11 protein-coding genes are annotated in these 18,469 nt (G+C 69.2%); 10 read left to right on the top strand and 1 reads right to left on the bottom strand.

From position 1 onward, the window contains the following. Nucleotides 1-828: 828 nt before the first annotated feature. From rpoB to ACIGXM_RS01045, 5 genes are all read left to right on the top strand, one after another. The gene (rpoB, locus tag ACIGXM_RS01065) at nt 829-4,305 is read left to right on the top strand and encodes a DNA-directed RNA polymerase subunit beta (protein ID WP_396555486.1); all 3,477 of its coding nucleotides are present in this window, start codon (nt 829-831) and stop codon (nt 4,303-4,305) included. A 97-nt stretch (nt 4,306-4,402) separates the two neighbouring features. Next, complete coding sequence (locus tag ACIGXM_RS01060) at nt 4,403-8,296, top strand: DNA-directed RNA polymerase subunit beta' (RefSeq protein ID WP_396555484.1); 3,894 nt, start codon at nt 4,403-4,405, stop codon at nt 8,294-8,296. A gap of 120 nt (nt 8,297-8,416) precedes the next feature. Further along, nucleotides 8,417-9,142: an SIR2 family NAD-dependent protein deacylase gene (locus tag ACIGXM_RS01055; protein WP_396555482.1), complete on the top strand. Its 726-nt coding sequence runs from the start codon at nt 8,417-8,419 to the stop codon at nt 9,140-9,142. Between the two features lie 2 nt (nt 9,143-9,144). Next, nucleotides 9,145-10,347 (top strand): cytochrome P450, encoded by a 1,203-nt coding sequence (locus ACIGXM_RS01050; protein ID WP_396557310.1) that lies wholly within the window; start codon nt 9,145-9,147, stop codon nt 10,345-10,347. Then, nucleotides 10,344-11,351 carry an ADP-ribosylglycohydrolase family protein gene (locus ACIGXM_RS01045; protein WP_396555480.1) on the top strand — a complete coding sequence of 336 codons (1,008 nt, stop codon included), beginning with the start codon at nt 10,344-10,346 and terminating at the stop codon, nt 11,349-11,351. The genes ACIGXM_RS01050 and ACIGXM_RS01045 overlap by 4 nt, the downstream gene beginning before the upstream one ends. 83 nt (nt 11,352-11,434) lie before the next feature. Here ACIGXM_RS01045 and ACIGXM_RS01040 read toward each other — a convergent pair whose 3' ends face one another. Further along, nucleotides 11,435-12,736, bottom strand: a complete 1,302-nt coding sequence (locus ACIGXM_RS01040; RefSeq protein ID WP_396555478.1) for a DUF2786 domain-containing protein — start codon at nt 12,734-12,736, stop codon at nt 11,435-11,437. Between the two features lie 147 nt (nt 12,737-12,883). Here ACIGXM_RS01040 and ACIGXM_RS01035 point away from each other — a divergent pair, with 147 nt between their 5' ends. The 5 genes from ACIGXM_RS01035 (at nt 12,884) to tuf (ending at nt 18,267) form a co-directional block, all read left to right on the top strand. Further along, a complete protein-coding gene (locus ACIGXM_RS01035) occupies nt 12,884-13,444 on the top strand; it encodes a DUF1707 and DUF4190 domain-containing protein (RefSeq protein WP_396555476.1) in 561 nt (186 codons plus the stop codon). Between the two features lie 445 nt (nt 13,445-13,889). Next, the gene (gene rpsL, locus ACIGXM_RS01030) at nt 13,890-14,261 is read left to right on the top strand and encodes a 30S ribosomal protein S12 (protein WP_014144289.1); all 372 of its coding nucleotides are present in this window, start codon (nt 13,890-13,892) and stop codon (nt 14,259-14,261) included. Between the two features lie 2 nt (nt 14,262-14,263). Then, on the top strand, nt 14,264-14,734 hold the full coding sequence (gene rpsG, locus ACIGXM_RS01025; RefSeq protein ID WP_035848142.1) for a 30S ribosomal protein S7: 471 nt from the start codon (nt 14,264-14,266) through the stop codon (nt 14,732-14,734). 39 nt (nt 14,735-14,773) lie between these two features. Further along, the gene (fusA, locus tag ACIGXM_RS01020; RefSeq protein ID WP_396555474.1) at nt 14,774-16,879 is read left to right on the top strand and encodes an elongation factor G; all 2,106 of its coding nucleotides are present in this window, start codon (nt 14,774-14,776) and stop codon (nt 16,877-16,879) included. A 194-nt stretch (nt 16,880-17,073) separates the two neighbouring features. Beyond that, nucleotides 17,074-18,267, top strand: a complete 1,194-nt coding sequence (gene tuf / locus ACIGXM_RS01015; protein WP_396555472.1) for an elongation factor Tu — start codon at nt 17,074-17,076, stop codon at nt 18,265-18,267. The last annotated feature ends 202 nt before the right edge of the window (nt 18,268-18,469 follow it).

The raw sequence follows: 18,469 nt of genomic DNA, 5'->3' as shown, positions 1-18,469 counted from the left end.
CCCCATAACCCCACCCCCGCCCTCCGCCCCCGCGGCCCAACTGCACCCGCCACCCCCCCCCCGCCCCCCGCGGGCCCCGGCGGGGGGGGGGGGGCCCCCCGCGGGGGGGCCCCCCCCCGGCCTGCTCTGTTTTCCCGGGTCCGCCGGGGTGGTTTCCCGGGTCCGCCGAGGTGGCCGAACGCCCGCTCGGCCGCTGTCGGTCCGGACCGGTATGGTGATCGCTGTCGTCGCCACCAGGGCCCCCACCACGGCTTCCTGTAACGCCGTGGGCGCCCGGAGCGATGAACAGCGCGAGGTCCACGCTCCGGCTGGGCCTTGACGAACCGCACGCGGCGCGCGATTCTCAAGGCGCACGCCGACACCGCGGAGTCGGCCCGCCGTTAGTTTGGGTGGCCCCGGATGCATAACCGGGGGCCGGGCGGGAAATGACTCCACGTGAGTCGCGGTGCCGGCCTCAGGCGAGGTTGAGCACCGCTGCGGTGCGCAGTGGCAGGAACGCAGGGATCCGCCCGCGGACCGGCCCCGGGAGGGGCCAGGACCGTCCGGGTGGCTACCGGAGGGAGTGTCCGATTCGGTCTCCGAATCTGGGCTGGACAGCAGTGTGCCGTTTGGCTACACTGTCCCTTTGCGCTGCCTGTTAGCTGCTCCGTGACTCGTCGCCCGGAGTGTGCGCTGCCCTGACGGGGTCTGGCATCGCCTCCGCAAAGCGGCTCTGACCTGGGATTCATCCCCCGGCTGAGACCCACGGCGACGGAGGCGGGACCGAGCCCGGCAAGGCCCGGCCGGTACGCGCGTAGTGAGCTCCGAGCCCTCGGAAGGACCCCCCTCTTGGCCGCGCCGCGCAACGCCTCGAACAATTCCGCCGCATCCACCGCCCCGCTCCGCGTCTCGTTCGCGAAGATCAAGGAGCCCCTTGAGGTCCCGAACCTCCTGGCCCTGCAGACCGAGAGCTTTGACTGGCTGCTCGGCAACGCGGCCTGGAAGTCCCGGGTCGAGGCGGCCCTGGAGAGTGGTCAGGACGTCCCCACCAAGTCCGGCCTCGAGGAGATCTTCGAAGAGATCTCCCCGATCGAGGACTTCTCCGGGTCGATGTCGCTGACCTTCCGCGACCACCGTTTCGAGCCGCCGAAGAACTCCATTGACGAGTGCAAGGACCGCGACTTCACGTACGCGGCTCCGCTCTTCGTCACGGCCGAGTTCACCAACAACGAGACCGGTGAGATCAAGTCTCAGACGGTCTTCATGGGCGACTTCCCGCTCATGACCCACAAGGGCACGTTCGTGATCAACGGCACCGAGCGTGTCGTCGTGTCGCAGCTCGTCCGCTCCCCGGGTGTGTACTTCGACTCCACCCTGGACAAGGTGTCCGACAAGGACATCTACTCCTGCAAGGTCATCCCCTCGCGTGGTGCCTGGCTGGAGATGGAGATCGACAAGCGCGACATGGTCGGCGTCCGCATCGACCGCAAGCGCAAGCAGTCCGTCACCGTGCTGCTCAAGGCGCTCGGCTGGACCAACGAGATGATTCTCGAGGAGTTCGGCGAGTACGAGTCGATGCGCGCCACCCTGGAGAAGGACCACACCCAGGGCCAGGACGACGCGCTGCTGGACATCTACCGCAAGCTGCGCCCGGGCGAGCCGCCCACGCGCGAGGCCGCGCAGACGCTGCTGGAGAACCTGTACTTCAACCCGAAGCGCTACGACCTGGCCAAGGTCGGCCGCTACAAGGTCAACCGCAAGCTCGGCAACAGCGAGTCGCTGGACTCCGGCGTGCTCACCGAGCCGGACATCATCAACTCGATCAAGTACCTGGTCAAGCTGCACGCCGGTGAGACCGACTGGCAGGACGAGACCGGCCGCGACATCGTGGTCGAGGTCGACGACATCGACCACTTCGGCAACCGCCGCCTGCGCAACGTCGGCGAGCTCATCCAGAACCAGGTCCGTACGGGTCTCGCCCGTATGGAGCGCGTCGTGCGCGAGCGCATGACCACCCAGGACGTCGAGGCGATCACGCCGCAGACCCTGATCAACATCCGGCCGGTCGTCGCCTCCATCAAGGAGTTCTTCGGCACCAGCCAGCTGTCGCAGTTCATGGACCAGACGAACCCGCTGTCGGGCCTGACCCACAAGCGTCGTCTGTCGGCCCTCGGCCCCGGCGGTCTCTCCCGTGAGCGGGCCGGCTTCGAGGTCCGTGACGTGCACCCCTCGCACTACGGGCGCATGTGTCCGATCGAGACCCCCGAAGGCCCGAACATCGGTCTGATCGGGTCGCTGGCCTCGTACGGCCGGGTGAACGCCTTCGGCTTCATCGAGACCCCGTACCGCAAGGTCGTCGAGGGCATCGTCACCGAGCAGGTGGACTACCTGACCGCTGACGAGGAGGACCGCTACGTCATCGCGCAGGCGAACGCGCCGCTGACCGAGGACCTGCACTTCGCCGAGCCGCGCGTCCTGGTCCGCCGCCGTGGTGGCGAGATCGACTACATCCCCGGCACCGAGATCGACTACATGGACGTCTCGCCGCGCCAGATGGTGTCGGTCGCGACCGCCATGATCCCGTTCCTCGAGCACGACGACGCCAACCGCGCGCTCATGGGCTCGAACATGATGCGCCAGGCGGTGCCGCTGCTGAAGAGCGAGGCTCCGCTGGTCGGCACCGGCATGGAGTACCGCTGCGCGGTCGACGCCGCCGACGTGATCACCGCCGAGAAGGCCGGTGTGGTGCAGGAGGTCTCGGCCGACTACGTCACGGTGGCCAACGACGACGGCACGTACAACACGTACCGCGCCGCCAAGTTCACCCGCTCGAACCAGGGCACCTCCTTCAACCAGAAGGTGCTCGTGGACGAGGGCGCCCGGGTCGAGGCCGGTCAGGTGCTGGCCGACGGCCCGTGCACCGACGAGGGCGAGATGGCGCTGGGCAAGAACCTGCTCGTGGCGTTCATGTCGTGGGAGGGTCACAACTACGAGGACGCGATCATCCTGTCGCAGCGCCTCGTGCAGGACGACGTCCTCTCCTCGATCCACATCGAGGAGCACGAGGTCGACGCCCGTGACACCAAGCTCGGCCCCGAGGAGATCACCCGGGACATCCCGAACGTCTCCGAGGAGGTCCTCGCCGACCTCGACGAGCGCGGCATCATCCGGATCGGCGCGGACGTCGTCACCGGCGACATCCTGGTCGGCAAGGTCACCCCGAAGGGTGAGACCGAGCTGACCCCGGAGGAGCGCCTGCTCCGCGCGATCTTCGGTGAGAAGGCCCGTGAGGTCCGTGACACCTCGCTGAAGGTGCCGCACGGTGAGTCCGGCAAGGTCATCGGCGTGCGCGTCTTCGACCGCGAGGAGGGCGACGAGCTGCCCCCGGGCGTGAACCAGCTGGTCCGCGTCTACGTCGCGCAGAAGCGCAAGATCACCAACGGTGACAAGCTCGCCGGCCGCCACGGCAACAAGGGTGTCATCTCCAAGATCCTTCCGGTCGAGGACATGCCCTTCCTGGAGGACGGCACCCCGGTCGACATCATCCTCAACCCGCTGGGTGTCCCGTCCCGAATGAACCCGGGACAGGTCCTGGAGATCCACCTGGGCTGGCTCGCCAAGCAGGGCTGGGACGTCTCCGGCCTGGCCGACGAGTGGGCCCGCCGCCTCCAGGCGATCGGCGCCGACACGGTCGAGGGTGGCACCAACCTCGCCACCCCGGTCTTCGACGGCGCCCGTGAGGACGAGATCACCGGTCTGCTGGACAACACCACCCTCACCCGTGACGGTGAGCGCCTGGTGAACTCCACCGGTAAGGCCCGGCTGTTCGACGGCCGCTCCGGCGAGCCGTTCCCGATGCCGATCTCGGTCGGCTACATGTACATCCTCAAGCTGCACCACCTGGTCGACGACAAGCTGCACGCCCGTTCGACCGGCCCGTACTCGATGATCACCCAGCAGCCGCTCGGTGGTAAGGCGCAGTTCGGTGGTCAGCGCTTCGGTGAGATGGAGGTGTGGGCCCTCGAGGCGTACGGCGCGGCCTACGCGCTGCAGGAGCTGCTCACCATCAAGTCCGACGACGTCCTGGGCCGCGTGAAGGTCTACGAGGCGATCGTCAAGGGCGAGAACATCCCCGAGCCGGGCATTCCCGAGTCCTTCAAGGTGCTCATCAAGGAAATGCAGTCGCTCTGCCTCAACGTGGAGGTGCTGTCCTCGGACGGCTCCAACATCGAGCTCCGGGACTCCGACGAGGATGTCTTCCGTGCTGCCGAGGAGCTCGGCATTGACCTGTCCCGGCGCGAGCCGAGCAGCGTCGAAGAGGTCTGACGGAGGTTGGGCCGGCCACTCGCTGGCCGGCCCGCCCCCAGGCCCCCCTCAGACCACATGAACGACTCTCGACTTACGAAAGAGGGCTTGACGACCAGTGCTTGACGTCAACTTCTTCGACGAGCTCCGCATCGGCCTGGCCACGGCTGACGACATCCGCCAGTGGTCGCACGGCGAGGTCAAGAAGCCGGAGACCATCAACTACCGCACGCTGAAGCCGGAAAAGGACGGCCTTTTCTGCGAGAAGATCTTCGGTCCCACCCGGGACTGGGAGTGCTACTGCGGTAAGTACAAGCGCGTCCGCTTCAAGGGCATCATCTGTGAGCGCTGCGGCGTCGAGGTGACCCGCGCCAAGGTGCGCCGTGAGCGGATGGGCCACATCGAGCTGGCCGCCCCGGTCACGCACATCTGGTACTTCAAGGGTGTCCCGTCGCGTCTGGGCTACCTGCTCGACCTGGCGCCGAAGGACCTCGAGAAGGTCATCTACTTCGCCGCCTACATGATCACCTGGGTGGACGACGAGCGCCGTCAGCGTGACCTGCCGTCCCTTGAGGCGCACGTCTCGGTCGAGCGCCAGCAGATCGAGAACCGCCGTGACGCGGACCTCGAGGCCCGTGCCAAGAAGGCCGAGACCGACCTGGCCGAGCTGGAGGCCGAGGGCGCCAAGGCCGACGTGCGCCGCAAGGTGCGCGAGGGTGCCGAGCGTGAGATGAAGCAGCTGCGCGACCGCGCGCAGCGCGAGATCGACCGCCTCGACGAGGTCTGGGCCCGCTTCAAGAACCTCAAGGTCCAGGACCTCGAGGGCGACGAGCTGCTCTACCGCGAGCTGCGTGACCGCTTCGGCACGTACTTCTCCGGCTCGATGGGTGCCGCGGCCCTCAAGGACCGCCTGGAGACCTTCGACCTGGCCGAGGAGTCCGAGCGGCTCCGCGAGATCATCCGCACCGGCAAGGGCCAGAAGAAGACCCGGGCGCTCAAGCGCCTCAAGGTCGTCTCCGCCTTCCTGCAGACCACCAACAAGCCCAACGGCATGGTGCTGGACTGCGTCCCGGTGATCCCGCCGGACCTGCGTCCGATGGTGCAGCTGGACGGTGGCCGCTTCGCGACCTCCGACCTGAACGACCTGTACCGCCGCGTGATCAACCGCAACAACCGCCTGAAGCGGCTTCTCGACCTCGGCGCGCCCGAGATCATCGTGAACAACGAGAAGCGCATGCTCCAGGAGGCCGTCGACGCGCTCTTCGACAACGGCCGCCGTGGTCGCCCGGTCACGGGCCCCGGCAACCGTCCGCTGAAGTCGCTGTCCGACATGCTGAAGGGTAAGCAGGGTCGGTTCCGCCAGAACCTGCTCGGCAAGCGCGTCGACTACTCGGCCCGTTCGGTCATCGTCGTCGGCCCGCAGCTCAAGCTGCACCAGTGCGGTCTGCCCAAGGCCATGGCGCTGGAGCTCTTCAAGCCGTTCGTGATGAAGCGCCTGGTCGACCTGAACCACGCGCAGAACATCAAGTCGGCCAAGCGCATGGTCGAGCGCGCCCGCCCGGTGGTGTGGGACGTCCTCGAAGAGGTCATCGCCGAGCACCCGGTGCTGCTGAACCGTGCGCCCACCCTGCACCGCCTCGGCATCCAGGCCTTCGAGCCGCAGCTGGTCGAGGGCAAGGCCATCCAGATCCACCCGCTCGTCTGCACCGCGTTCAACGCGGACTTCGACGGTGACCAGATGGCCGTGCACCTGCCGCTCTCCGCGGAGGCGCAGGCCGAGGCCCGCATCCTGATGCTGTCCTCGAACAACATCCTCAAGCCGGCCGACGGCCGTCCGGTCACCATGCCGACCCAGGACATGGTGCTCGGTCTGTTCTTCCTGACCTCGGACCGCGAGAACGTGAAGGGCGCCGGCCGCTCCTTCTCGTCGACCGCCGAGGCGATCATGGCCTTCGACGCCCGCGAGCTGGACGTCCAGGCCCCGATCGACCTGCGCCTGCCGATCGGCACCGTGCCGCCCCGCGGCTGGACCCCGCCGGTGGACGAGGAGGGCCAGGCCACGTGGATGGAGGGCGAGTCCTTCCGCCTGAACACCACGCTGGGCCGCGCGCTCTTCAACGAGCTGCTGCCCGAGGACTACCCGTTCGTCGACTACGAGGTGGGCAAGAAGCAGCTCTCCGCGATCGTCAACGACCTGGCCGAGCGGTACCCGAAGGTCACCGTGGCGGCGACCCTGGACAACCTGAAGGCGGCCGGCTTCCACTGGTCGACCCGGTCCGGTGTCACCGTCTCGATCTCGGACGTCGTCGTGCCGCCGAGCAAGCCCCAGATCCTCGAGGGCTACGAGGCGCAGGCCGAGAAGGTCCAGAAGAACTACGAGCGCGGTCTGATGACCAACGACGAGCGCAAGCAGGAGCTCGTCAACATCTGGACCAAGGCGACCAACGAGGTCGCCGAGGCGATGAACGCGAACTTCCCGAAGACCAACCCCATCTTCATGATGGTCGACTCGGGTGCTCGTGGAAACATGATGCAGATGCGTCAGATCGCCGGTATGCGTGGTCTGGTGTCGAACGCCAAGAACGAGACGATTCCGCGTCCCATCAAGGCGTCCTTCCGTGAGGGCCTGTCCGTGCTGGAGTACTTCATCTCCACCCACGGTGCCCGTAAGGGTCTGGCCGACACCGCGCTGCGTACCGCCGACTCGGGTTACCTGACTCGTCGTCTGGTGGACGTCTCGCAGGACGTGATCATCCGCGAGGAGGACTGCGGCACCGAGCGCGGCCTCAAGCTGGCGATCGGCTCGGTCGGCGCGGACGGTGTGCTGCGCAAGGCCGACGACGTCGAGACCAGCGTCTACGCCCGGATGCTCGCCGAGGACATCTCGGTGGACGGCAAGCTCATCGCGACCGCCAACACCGACCTCGGTGACGTGCTGATCGACGAGCTGATCCGGCACGGCATCGGCGAGGTCAAGACCCGCTCGATCCTGACCTGTGAGTCGGCCGTCGGCACCTGCGCCATGTGCTACGGGCGTTCGCTGGCCACCGGCAAGCTGGTCGACATCGGTGAGGCGGTCGGCATCATCGCCGCCCAGTCCATCGGTGAGCCCGGTACCCAGCTGACCATGCGTACCTTCCACACCGGTGGTGTGGCCGGTGACGACATCACCCAGGGTCTGCCGCGTGTCGTCGAGCTCTTCGAGGCCCGTACCCCCAAGGGTGTGGCCCCGATCTCGGAGGCGCAGGGCCGGGTCCGGGTCGAGGACACCGAGAAGACCCGCAAGATCGTCGTCACCCCCGACGACGGCACCGAGGAGATCGCCTACCCGGTCTCCAAGCGTGTGAAGCTGCTGGTCAGCGAGGGCGAGTCGGTGGAGGTCGGCCAGAAGCTGACCATGGGTGCCACCAACCCGCACGACGTCCTGCGGATCATGGGCCAGCGTGCCGTCCAGGTCCACCTGGTGGCCGAGGTCCAGAAGGTCTACAACTCGCAGGGTGTGTCGATCCACGACAAGCACATCGAGATCATCATCCGGCAGATGCTCCGCCGCGTGACGATCATCGAGTCGGGCGACGCCGAGCTGCTCCCGGGCGAGCTCGTCGAGCGCGGCCGCTTCGAGCAGGAGAACCGTCGCGTGGTGTCGGAAGGCGGCCACCCGGCCTCCGGCCGTCCGCAGCTGATGGGTATCACCAAGGCCTCGCTGGCCACCGAGTCCTGGCTGTCGGCCGCCTCCTTCCAGGAGACGACCCGGGTGCTCACCGACGCGGCGATCCACGCCAAGTCGGACCCGCTGCTGGGCCTCAAGGAGAACGTCATCCTCGGTAAGCTCATCCCGGCCGGTACGGGTCTGCCCCGCTACCGCAACATCCGGGTCGAGCCGACCGAGGAGGCCAAGGCCGCGATGTACTCGGCCGTCGGCTACGACGACTACGACCTGTCGCCCTTCGGCGCCGGCTCCGGCCAGGCGGTCCCGCTGGACGACTACGACTACGGCCCGTACACCGGCTGAGTCCATGGTTGACGCCGCAGGGCGGCCACCCCACCGGGGTGGCCGCCCTGCGGCGTTCCGTGGCTCCCGCGGTGGGAAACCCGGGTGCGCGCGCCCGTCCGTGTCCCTAGCGTTCGTGTCATGAACCGTCGCCAGCTCGTCGCCGTCCTGACCGGAGCCGGGATCTCCACCGACTCCGGGATCCCCGACTACCGCGGCCCGCAGGGGCTGTGGCAGCGCGATCCCGCGGCGCAGCAGCTGGTCACCATCGGGCCGTACCTGGCGGATCCGGAGATCCGGCGGCGGTCCTGGCAGCTGCGTCGGGAGGGCGGGGCGCTGGGCCGCGAGCCCAACGCCGGTCACCGGGCCCTGGTCGAGCTGGAGCGCGTGCTGCCGCTGCGGGTGCTCACCCAGAACGTCGACGGGCTGCACCAGAAGGCCGGGCTGCCGGCCCGCAAGGTGCTCGAACTGCACGGCAACGTCCGGCAGGTGAAGTGCCAGCGGTGCAACCGGCGGAGCGAGATGAGCGCGGCCCTCGACCGTGTCGCGGCCGGCGAGCCCGACCCGGCCTGCCTGGACTGCGGAGGCGTGCTGCGGCCCACCACGGTGATGTTCGGCGAGGCGCTCGATCCGGTGGTGCTGGAGCAGGCCGATGCCATAGCCAGGGCCTGCGAGCTGTTCATCGCGATCGGCACCTCGTTGCAGGTCCACCCGGCCGCCGCGCTGGTCGAGATCGCGCTGGAGGGCGGCGCCCGGCTGATCATCGTCAACGCCGAGCCCACTCCCTACGACCCGGTCGCGCACGAGATCATCCGGGAACCGATCTCTGTCGCGCTCCCCGCTCTCGTCGCTAGGCTGGCCGGGTGAAACTGTTCGACCCCTGGTCACCGGAGTTCATCGCGCATCCGTACGACGCGTACGCCGAGTTGCGGGAGCGTACGCCGGTCGCGTACTACGAGCCGACCGGGCAGTGGCTGGTCTCCCGGCACGAGGACGTCAGCGCGCTGCTGCGGGATCGGCGGCTGGGGCGGACGTACACCCATCGGTTCGGCCACGAGGAGTTCGGGCAGACCCCGCCCGACCCGGCGCACGAGCCGTTCCACACGCTCAACGGCAACGGGTTGCTCGACCTGGAGGCACCGGACCACACCCGGATCCGTCGACTGGTCTCCAAGGCGTTCACCCCGCGGATGGTCGAGTCGCTGCGTCCGACGGTGGCCCGGCTGGCCGGTGAGCTGGTCGGCGGTCTGCTGGCGGAGGGCGGCGGGGACCTGATCGCCGCGGTGGCCGAGCCGCTGCCGGTGGCGGTGATCGCCGAGATGCTCGGGGTGCCGGAGGCCGACCGGGGTCTGCTGCGGCCGTGGTCGGCGGCGATCACCGGGATGTTCGAGCTCAACCCGACGGCCGAGGTGGCCCAGCGGGCGGTGGACGCCAGCGTCGAGTTCTCCGACTACCTGCGCGGGTTGATCCGGGAGAGGCGCCGGCGGCCCGGCTCCGACCTGGTCTCGGCGCTGATCCAGGCCCAGGACGAGGGCGACGCGCTGAGCGAGCAGGAGATGGTCTCGACCTGCGTGCTGCTGCTCAACGCCGGGCACGAGGCGACCGTCAACACCACCGGCAACGGCTGGTTGGCGCTCTTCCGCAACCCCGAGCAGCTGGCCCTGCTCCGCTCCGATGTGGACCGTCATCTCCCCACTGCCATCGAGGAGTTGATGCGGTACGACACCCCACTGCAGATGTTCGAGCGGTGGGTGCTGGAGGACATCGAGGTGGCCGGCACGGCGATCCCGCGCGGCGCCGAGGTGGCGCTGCTCTTCGGCTCGGCCAACCGGGACCCGGTCCGCTTCGCCGACCCCGACCGGCTCGACGTCACCCGCGCCGACAACCCGCACGTCACCTTCGGGGCGGGCATCCACTTCTGTCTCGGCGCGCCGCTGGCCCGGCTCGAACTCGCCGAGTCCTACGGCGCGTTGCTGCGTGGCACGGCCCGGCTGGAGCTGGTCGAGGAGCCGGTCTGGCAGCCGGGGTACGTGATCCGCGGGCTGACCCGGCTGCTGGTGGCGGCCCGGTGAGCGGGACGGGGCGGGCCACGGGTGCGCTGCTGGGGCTGGCGATCGGCGACGCGATGGGGTACCCGACCGAGTTCGACGAGGTCGGGGACATCGCGGCCCGCTGCCCGGAGTGGCGCCAACTTCCCTTGCCGGAGCCGGCGTTGATCACCGATGACACCCAGATGACGCTCGCGCTGGCCCGTGCGCTGCGCACCGCGGCCGCCGCCGGCCCGCTCAGTGCCGAGCTCCTGGAAGCGCCGCTGCGCGCGGAGTTCATCGCCTGGTACCGCTCGCCGGAGAACAACCGGGCGCCCGGGATGACCTGCCTGACCGCCTGTGAGCGGTTGACGGCGCCCGGGCGGCGCTGGCAGCAGGCGAGCCAGTTGGGCTCCAAGGGCTGCGGTGCCAACATGCGGGTCGCTCCGCTGGGCCTGGTCGAGGAGTTGACCGACGACCAGCTGGGTGGCGCCGCGCAGTTCCAGTCGGCGCTCACCCACGGCCACCCGACCGCGCTGGCCGCGAGTGAACTGACGGCGCTGGCCGTCCGGTTGCTGGTGCGCGGCGCGGCACCGGCCGAACTCACCGCGCTGCTGCGGGACCACGCGCACGCCCAGCGGACCCGCTACCGGGCCGACTGGCTGGGCGACCTGGCGGCGTCGGCCCAGGACCCCGGCCCGGCGGAGTTCATCGCGCGCGGCTGGGACGAGTGCCTGGCGGCCCTCGACCGGCTGGACGGTGCGCTGGCGGAGGGCGACCGGGAGTCCGACCCCTGCCTGGCCACCGGGGAGGGCTGGATCGCCGAGGAGGCGCTGGCCACCGGGCTGCTCTGCTTCCTGCTCCTGCCGGACGATCCGGTGGCGGCCGTGCGCCGGGGCGCGTACTCGTCCGGGGACTCCGACTCGATCGCCTGCCTGGCCGGCGCCTTCGCGGGCGCGCACGCCGGCGCTGCGGCCTGGCCGGGGGAGTGGGTGGCGCGGATCGAGCACCGGGACGAGCTGCTGGCCTTCGGCGCGCTCTGGGACTGAGCGGACGGACGAGTGCCCGACGCCGGATCCCCCTTGATCGTCGTTCGGCTGCCGACCTTGTCCGGGGCGGGCGCGAGGCGGGCTCAGCGCTTGCGGCCGCGGGTGACCCGGCCCCGCCCGTGCAGGGCGGCCCGGTCGGCGGCGGCGCGGCCGGCGGCCCACCCCTCGCCGTCGCTGACCCGGACCCGCTGGGCGGTGAGCTTGGGGAACATCCGGTCGGTGGCGGAGTCCACCGCCTCCTCGCGGGCGGCCAGTGCGGGCAGCAGCCGCTCGTCCGGCACCAGCTGCTCGGCGCTGCCGTCCGGACGCAGGTGCCGGCCGGCCGCGGCGTCGCTGGTGGCCTGCTCGGTGGCGGCGGTCAGCCGTTCGCGGATCCGGGCCGCGTAGGAGACCAGGAAGGACTGCCGGAACGCCCTGGTCCGGGAGGCGCCGTCCAGGTGCTGCCGGCTGCCCGCCCGCTGCATCGCACTGGTCGCCTGGACCAGTAGCGAGGTGTAGAGCAGCTCCACCGCGTCCAGGTCCGGGTCGAAGCCGACCACCGTGCAGAAGGCGAACTCCTTCGCCCAGACCACCCGGCAGCGGTTCGCCGCCGCGACCGCGTCCAGCAGCATCGCCTTCGGGCCCTCGTACGGGTTCTCCACCCCGATCCGCAGCGCCGCCGGGCCGTCGGTGCCGGTGTGCCCGGCGGCCAGCAGCGCCTCGTCGATGCTGTGCTGCGCCATCAGCTGCTGGGCCTTGGCGGTCAGCGCCTCGGCCTCCTCCGGGAACTCGGTGGACTCCGCCTTCGCCAGCAGGGCCCGGATCCGGCCCAGCATCCGCGGCTCTCCGGGCACCGATCGCAACGCCCGGTGCTCCACCGGACGGGCGCCCGGCGCCGGGCCGACCGGCGCGATCGCCGGCAGCCGTCCGAGCAGCCGCAGCAGCTCCAGCACGGCACCGGCCAACGCGAAGCGGTCCAGCCGGTGCCGCTCGCCGAAGCCGGGCAGGAAGGCGTCGTCGGCCGGCCACCAGGCCTCGGCCGCCAGCTCGCGCAGCTGCTCCTGCCAGCGGCGGTCCAGCGCGGCGGGGGAGTAGCCGCGGGCCTCGGCGGCGACCAGGTCGACCAGCAGCGCCAGGTGGACCGGGGCCAGGTCGCGCCGGGTCAGCCGGGCGAGGTCGGCCGGGCGCCAGCCGCGCTCCCAGAGCAGCCGCAGCGAACGGCCGGTCCGCACCAGCACGGCCCGGCTCAGCTCCGGCCACCGTTCGGCCGAGGCGGCGAGCAGCGAGGCCGCGTCGTCCACCGCCTCCTCCAGCCGCCGGTCGGGCGCGCCCAGCACCGCGTCGACCGCGCGTTCCAGCAACTCGGTGGTCTCGGCGCCGTTCGGCCGCCGCTGTTCCCTGCTCACCCCGCCATGATGCCGGAGCCGCCGACCGGGGATGATGGCTCAACGGGCCGGAACCCTGTGCCGACCCCGGTTCGTCCTGCACAGTGGAAGCGCCAGTCGACGGCGGACGGGACCCCAGGGGTCGCTGCCGCACGGGAGGGAGACCGGATGGGTGACGTGCAGCCGTGGCCGGGAGCGCAGCCGCAGCCACAACCGTACGCCGCGGGGTGGCAGCCGGCCGCGGGCCCGCAGTCGGCGATGCGCGCCGCGCACACCGACCGGGACCGCACGGTGGACGTCCTGAAGGCGGCGTACGCCGAGGGTCGGCTCTCCGCCGAGGAGTACTCGCAGCGCTTCGAGGTCGCCAACCGCGCCCAGACGTACGGCCAGCTGGCCCAACTGGTGGCCGACCTGCCGAGCGGCCCGCTGGTGGCCCCGCAGGGGGCGGTCGTCCCGCCGACCTTCCTCTCCCCGACCGCCTTCGCACCGCCGCGCAACAACAGCATGGCGATCGCCTCGCTGGTGCTCGGCGTGCTCAGCGTGCCGACCCTCGGGGCGCTCGCGCTGCCGGCCGTGGCCACCGGACACCTGGCCCGTCGGCAGATGAAGCAGACCGCGGAGCGCGGCGAGGGGATGGCCACCGCGGGCCTGGTGATCGGCTACACCTGGGTGGCCGGCTGGTCACTGCTGATCCTCCTCGGCATGCTGCTCTTCGTTTCGGGGCACTGAGTCCGCGGGCTGTCGGGGCACTGAGTCGGCGGGCCGCCGAATCGCCGCGCGGGGCCTCCTGTGCTATAAGCGGCCGGGCGTCGGGCCCCGGCGGTGCTCCGCCCCCGGGCCGACCGCCAGCAGCGCCACGACCTGCGGCGGTGCATTTGTTTTGACCGCGCTCGATGCGCTAGGTACGCTCTGACCTTGTGCCTGGGGTGTCCCCGGGTCCTTGTGCGTGCATGCACACCGGCCGCCGCGCCAAACCGGAGCGCCCTCGTTCCCACGAGAGCGCGCCGCTCGCGCGAGCGCCGTCGCGGCACATCAGCACCATGGATTCCGCGCGTTCTCCTGTTCCGCTCCCGGGCGGTAGGAGCCCAACACACCCGACCTCGTGGGTCGGCGTGAGCTGGGAACACCGCAGGTTAGTTCCACCAAGCCTTGGCACACAGAAAACGGAGAAACGGTGCCTACGATCCAGCAGCTGGTCCGAAAGGGCCGGCAGGACAAGGTCGAGAAGAACAAGACTCCCGCGCTGAAGGGCTCGCCCCAGCGTCGCGGGGTCTGCACGCGTGTGTACACGACCACCCCGAAGAAGCCGAACTCGGCGCTTCGTAAGGTCGCCCGTGTGCGCCTCACCAGCGGGATCGAGGTCACCGCTTACATCCCGGGCGAGGGCCACAACCTGCAGGAGCACTCCATCGTGCTGGTGCGCGGTGGTCGTGTGAAGGACCTTCCTGGTGTCCGCTACAAGATCATCCGCGGTTCGCTCGACACCCAGGGTGTCAAGAACCGCAAGCAGGCCCGCAGCCGCTACGGCGCCAAGAAGGAGAAGTAAGAATGCCTCGTAAGGGCCCCGCCCCGAAGCGCCCGGTCATCATCGACCCGGTTTACGGCTCCCCGCTGGTGACGTCGCTGGTCAACAAGATCCTGCTGCACGGCAAGCGCTCCACCGCCGAGCGGATCGTCTACGGCGCCCTCGAGGGCGTCCGTGAGAAGACCGGTTCCGACCCCGTCGTGACCCTCAAGCGCGCGCTCGAGAACGTCAAGCCGGCCCTCGAGGTCAAGTCCCGCCGTGTCGGTGGCGCGACCTACCAGGTTCCGGTCGAGGTCCGTCCGGGCCGCGCCAGCACCCTGGCGCTGCGCTGGATGGTCGGTTACTCCCGCGCCCGTCGCGAGAAGACCATGACCGAGCGTCTGATGAACGAGATCCTCGACGCCTCCAACGGCCTCGGCGCTTCCGTGAAGCGTCGCGAGGACACCCACAAGATGGCCGAGTCCAACAAGGCCTTCGCGCACTACCGCTGGTAGTCCGTACCCCGTCACTAGACAGAGAGAGAACGAGCCACCATGGCTGCAACCTCCCTTGACCTCGCCAAGGTCCGCAACATCGGGATCATGGCGCACATCGACGCGGGCAAGACCACCACCACCGAGCGGATCCTGTTCTACACCGGTGTCTCGTACAAGATCGGTGAGGTCCACGATGGCGCTGCCACCATGGACTGGATGGAGCAGGAGCAGGAGCGCGGCATCACGATCACGTCGGCCGCGACGACCTGCCACTGGACGCTTGACGGCGTCGACAACACGATCAACATCATCGACACCCCGGGTCACGTCGACTTCACCGTCGAGGTGGAGCGTTCGCTCCGCGTGCTCGACGGCGCCGTGACGGTGTTCGACGGTGTTGCCGGTGTCGAGCCCCAGTCCGAGACCGTGTGGCGGCAGGCTGACCGCTACGGCGTCCCGCGGATCTGCTTCATCAACAAGCTGGACCGCACGGGCGCGGACTTCTTCTTCTGCGTGCAGACCATCGTGGACCGCCTCGGCGCGACCCCGCTGGTGATGCAGCTCCCGATCGGTGCCGAGTCCGACTTCGTCGGCGTTGTCGACCTGGTCCGGATGAAGGCCCTGGTCTGGTCGCCCGAGGCGACCAAGGGCGAGATGTACGACGTCGTCGACATCCCGGCCGAGCTGGAGGAGAAGGCTGCCGAGTACCGCGAGCAGCTGATCGACATCGTGTCGAACGTCAGCGACGAGGTGATGGAGGCCGCCCTGGAGGGCACCGACATCCCCGAGGAGCTGCTGATCGCCGCGATCCGCAAGGGCACGCTGAACTCGGACTTCACGCCGATCTTCTGTGGCACCGCGTTCAAGAACAAGGGCGTTCAGCCCCTGCTCGACGCGGTCATCAACTACCTGCCGTCGCCGCTGGACATCGAGTCCATCAAGGGTCACAAGCCCGGCGACGAGTCGGTGGAGATCGCCCGCAAGGCCTCGGACGACGAGCCGCTGTCGGCGCTGGCGTTCAAGATCATGTCCGACCCGCACCTGGGCAAGCTCACCTTCGTCCGGGTGTACTCCGGTCGCCTGGAGTCCGGCACCTCGGTGCTGAACTCCGTCAAGGGCAAGAAGGAGCGCATCGGCAAGATCTACCGGATGCACGCCAACAAGCGTGAGGAGATCGAGTCGGTCGGCGCCGGCGACATCATCGCCGTCATGGGTCTGAAGCAGACCACCACCGGCGAGACCCTCAGCGACGAGAAGAACCCGGTCATCCTGGAGTCCATGGACTTCCCGGCCCCGGTCATCCGCGTCGCGATCGAGCCCAAGTCCAAGGGCGACCAGGAGAAGCTGGGTGTCGCCATCCAGCGTCTCGCCGAGGAGGACCCGTCCTTCCAGGTCAACACGGACGAGGAGACCGGCCAGACCATCATCGCGGGTATGGGCGAGCTGCACCTCGAGGTGCTGGTCGACCGTATGAAGCGTGAGTTCAAGGTCGAGGCCAACGTCGGCAAGCCGCAGGTCGCGTACCGCGAGACGATCCGCAAGGCCGTCGAGCGGATCGACTACACGCACAAGAAGCAGACCGGTGGCTCCGGCCAGTTCGCCAAGATCCAGATCGCGATCGAGCCTCTGGAGAGCGGCGAGGGCTACGAGTTCGTCAACAAGGTCACCGGTGGCCGCGTGCCGAAGGAGTACATCCCCTCGGTCGACGCCGGTTGCCAGGAGGCCATGGAGTTCGGTGTGCTCGCCGGCTACCCGCTCCAGGGTGTCCGCGTGACGCTGCTCGACGGTGCCTCGCACGACGTCGACTCCTCCGAGCTCGCGTTCAAGATCGCCGGTTCGATGGCCTTCAAGGAAGGCGCCAGGAAGGCCGGTCCGGCCCTGCTGGAGCCGATGATGGCCGTCGAGGTCACCACGCCCGAGGACTACATGGGCGACGTGATCGGCGACATCAACTCCCGCCGTGGCCAGATCCAGGCCATGGAGGAGCGTCACGGCGCCCGCGTCGTGAAGGCGCTGGTGCCGCTCTCCGAGATGTTCGGCTACGTCGGTGACCTGCGCAGCAAGACCTCTGGTCGCGCGAGCTACTCGATGCAGTTCGACTCGTACGCCGAGGTTCCGCGGAACGTGGCGGACGACATCATCGCCAAGGCCAAGGGCGAGTAAGTCCCGCATATCGGGACGATTCACAACCCTTAGGCTGTATGGAGGCAAACCCGGCGGGGTCACACCCGACCCCGCCGGTGCCTCCGGCCCCCACCCGCGGGACGGCATGGGCGCGAACCAGCGCCCGTACCCAAACCCGATCAAAGACCAACTGACGTCGTACGGCGTACAGAACTGTCCTCAGGAGGACTGCAGTGGCGAAGGCGAAGTTCGAGCGGACGAAGCCCCACGTCAACATCGGCACCATCGGTCACATCGACCACGGTAAGACGACCCTTACCGCGGCGATCACCCGTGTGCTGCACGACGCTTACCCGGACCTGAACCCCTTCACGCCGTTCGACCAGATCGACAAGGCGCCGGAGGAGCGGCAGCGCGGTATCACCATCTCCATCGCGCACGTCGAGTACCAGACCGAGGCGCGTCACTACGCCCACGTTGACTGCCCGGGTCACGCGGACTACATCAAGAACATGATCACCGGTGCGGCCCAGATGGACGGTGCGATCCTCGTCGTCGCCGCCACCGACGGCCCGATGCCGCAGACCAAGGAGCACGTCCTCCTGGCCCGCCAGGTCGGCGTTCCCTACATCGTCGTCGCCCTGAACAAGGCCGACATGGTGGACGACGAGGAGATCCTGGAGCTCGTCGAGCTCGAGGTCCGTGAGCTCCTCTCCGAGTACGAGTTCCCGGGCGACGACCTGCCGGTCGTCCGCGTCTCCGCGCTGAAGGCGCTGGAGGGCGACAAGGAGTGGGGCGAGAAGCTCCTCGGCCTGATGGCCGCGGTCGACGAGGCCATCCCGACCCCGGCTCGCGCCGTGGACCAGCCGTTCCTGATGCCGATCGAGGACGTCTTCACGATCACCGGTCGTGGCACCGTCGTCACCGGTCGTATCGAGCGTGGCATCCTCAAGGTCAACGAGACTGTCGACATCATCGGCATCAAGGAGACCAAGACCACCACCACGGTCACCGGCATCGAGATGTTCCGCAAGCTGCTCGACGAGGGCCAGGCCGGTGAGAACGTCGGTCTGCTGCTCCGTGGCATCAAGCGCGAGGACGTCGAGCGCGGCCAGGTCATCATCAAGCCGGGTTCGGTCACCCCGCACACCGACTTCGAGGCCCAGGCCTACATCCTGTCGAAGGACGAGGGTGGCCGCCACACCCCGTTCTTCAACAACTACCGCCCGCAGTTCTACTTCCGTACCACGGACGTGACCGGCGTCGTGACCCTCCCCGAGGGCACCGAGATGGTCATGCCGGGCGACAACACCGGTATGACGGTCGCGCTGATCCAGCCGATCGCCATGGAGGAGGGCCTGAAGTTCGCCATCCGTGAGGGTGGCCGTACCGTCGGCGCCGGCCAGGTCACCAAGATCATCAAGTAATTGTTGATCTGACCTGCCTGTACCGCAGGCTGTCAGCGCGAAGGGCCCCGGCCCCCGTCCGCACGGACGGGAGTCGGGGCCCTTCGCCGTGCCCGGGGCCGGGCGTGAGACCGGTCACGGTGGGGCGCCGGCGGCGGCCGTGCGGGGCGCTGCCGGTGGAACGTCCGCCGGTGCCACCGCGGGCGCGGGGCGGCGGAGTTGA

Origin of the sequence: Kitasatospora sp. NPDC052896 (genome assembly GCF_044547075.1) — a bacterium.
Classification (GTDB): Bacteria; Actinomycetota; Actinomycetes; order Streptomycetales; family Streptomycetaceae; genus Kitasatospora.
This window is presented reverse-complemented; position numbering and strand designations above follow the sequence as displayed.

Bases quoted from the DNA above. Each gene is read 5' to 3' on its own strand.
- ACIGXM_RS01055 (WP_396555482.1), top strand. From the start codon at position 8,417: ATGAACCGTCGCCAGCTCGTCGCCGTCCTGACCGGAGCCGGGATCTCC.
- ACIGXM_RS01035 (WP_396555476.1), top strand. From the start codon at position 12,884: ATGGGTGACGTGCAGCCGTGGCCGGGAGCGCAGCCGCAGCCACAACCG.
- rpsG (WP_035848142.1), top strand. From the start codon at position 14,264: ATGCCTCGTAAGGGCCCCGCCCCGAAGCGCCCGGTCATCATCGACCCG.
- fusA (WP_396555474.1), top strand. From the start codon at position 14,774: ATGGCTGCAACCTCCCTTGACCTCGCCAAGGTCCGCAACATCGGGATC.